The organism is Mesorhizobium sp. M7A.F.Ca.MR.148.00.0.0, assembly GCF_003997735.1.
GTDB lineage: Bacteria > Pseudomonadota > Alphaproteobacteria > Rhizobiales > Rhizobiaceae > Mesorhizobium.
Genome location: NZ_RZTB01000199.1, coordinates 3,980 through 5,647, shown reverse-complemented (window position 1 = coordinate 5,647; position 1,668 = coordinate 3,980). Strand labels below are relative to the sequence as shown.

The following is a 1,668-nucleotide window of genomic DNA, read 5'->3' as shown; positions in this document are numbered from 1 at the left end:
GATCATTGCAACGCGTTCGCAACGGGGTTTGCCGGCCTGGCGCCAGGGTCAGCAATTAGCGGAACCTAATTTGCAGCTTCCCATGAATGACAATCAGCCGCCCAACAGGCTGGTACACGAGCCGCCGCCGGGTTGGCAGAGCGCAGGGGTGCTTCTTGCGGCCGCTGCTCTGGTCTCATCCTTATGCGCCCTGGTACTCGCATCTTGGATATCAGGTTGACCGCTCGGCGCGCCTACCTTCCAACGCTGGGAAGCGCTAAGCTTTAATGCTGGGCGCCGGCGGAATCCTCGTCGAACTCAATGTCAGCTTGTCGACGGTCTTGACAATGGCGGTGGCCAAGGCGGCGGCTTCATGCATGAGCTCCGGCCCATAAAGACCATTTACCGCTTCCTCGCTCGGAAGAACGCCAGGCGGACAATGATCCTCGATCGTTCGCCGGATCAGCGTTAGCGCCGCTCTGCACTCTTCTGTGTCTATCGTCGGCATGCACCGAAACATGCAGGATGGCTAAAATGTTCCGGAACCATTTTAGCGCGCGCTAATTGAATCGCACTATGCGAGTCAGCGCATGCCTCTGAAGTTCATCAAGCCCATGGAGCCCGAGCTGGTCGACACGCCACCGCAGGGCGACGAATGGCTCCATGAGATCAAATTCGACGGGTATCGCACCCAAATTATCAAGGATGAAAACGGGATCCGGCTGTTCACCAAGAACGGTTACGACTGGACCGGCCGCTATATCGAACTTGCCGGAGAGGCGGAGTCGATCGAGGCGGAAAGTTTCATCATCGATGGCGAGACAATCACGGTCAACAAGGCAGGCCTGTCCGACTTCCACGCCCTGCAATCAGCCGTTACCCGCCGTAAGCCGTCGCGCGATCTGTATTTGGTGGCCTTCGATCTCCTGCACCTAAACGGGCATGATCTGCGCAACATGCCGGTGGAAGACCGCCGCGAGATCCTGCAGGCATTGATACCAGCCGTCGGCCGCATTCAGGTAAGCAAAGCCATGCCCGGCACTGGCGATGCGATTTATCACCTAGTCGACAGGGCAGGGCTGGAGGGTATGGTCTCAAAGCGCAAGGACAGCGTCTACCGCAGCGGGCCGACGATGAACTGGCGGAAGATCAAGTGCTATGCCGAAAAGGAAATGGACATCATCGGCGTGCAGCGTGAGCGCGGCAAACCCGCAATGGTGCTCATGGCCGATAAGGGCCGCTATGCCGGCGGTGCTTTCGTTGCCTTTAAAGCTGACAAGCGCCAGCGCCTATGGGATCGCGTGCAAGGGAAGGTCGGCGGCCCAGTGCCGATCGGTCTAAAGAAAGAAAAAGCCGAATGGCTCAAGCCTGGCCTTGTCGGTCGCGTGCGGTTCCTGAAGGGCGAGGAAAGACTACGCCATGCGAAGCTGCTCGATTACCGAGAGGAGGAATAATGCCGCGGCAAAAGGCTGGAGTGCGGCCCGTCGCCCAAGCGCCCGAGAACCGTCGTATTCGCGTTCTAGACCATCAGGCTTAATTGATGGATTCCTATCATGTCGGTAGCGTGAAAGGGCTGGTCATTAGGCCCACCCCTTGTGCCCGGCCTGGCCGGCGCGGTCCTGTCACCCCAAATTCGTAATCCGTGCCGGCCATCCCTGGGTAGACAACTCTCAATGGTCGGATGCAGGG

Annotated in this window: 1 protein-coding gene; it reads left to right on the top strand. The window is 58.7% G+C overall.

The features are described 5' to 3' along the window. The first annotated feature begins 569 nt into the window (after positions 1 to 569). Positions 570 to 1,433, top strand: a complete 864-nt coding sequence (locus EOB49_RS32535) for an ATP-dependent DNA ligase (RefSeq protein ID WP_127383372.1) — start codon at positions 570 to 572, stop codon at positions 1,431 to 1,433. Positions 1,434 to 1,668 lie beyond the last annotated feature (235 nt).

Bases quoted from the DNA above. Each gene is read 5' to 3' on its own strand.
- EOB49_RS32535 (WP_127383372.1), top strand. From the start codon at position 570: ATGCCTCTGAAGTTCATCAAGCCCATGGAGCCCGAGCTGGTCGACACG.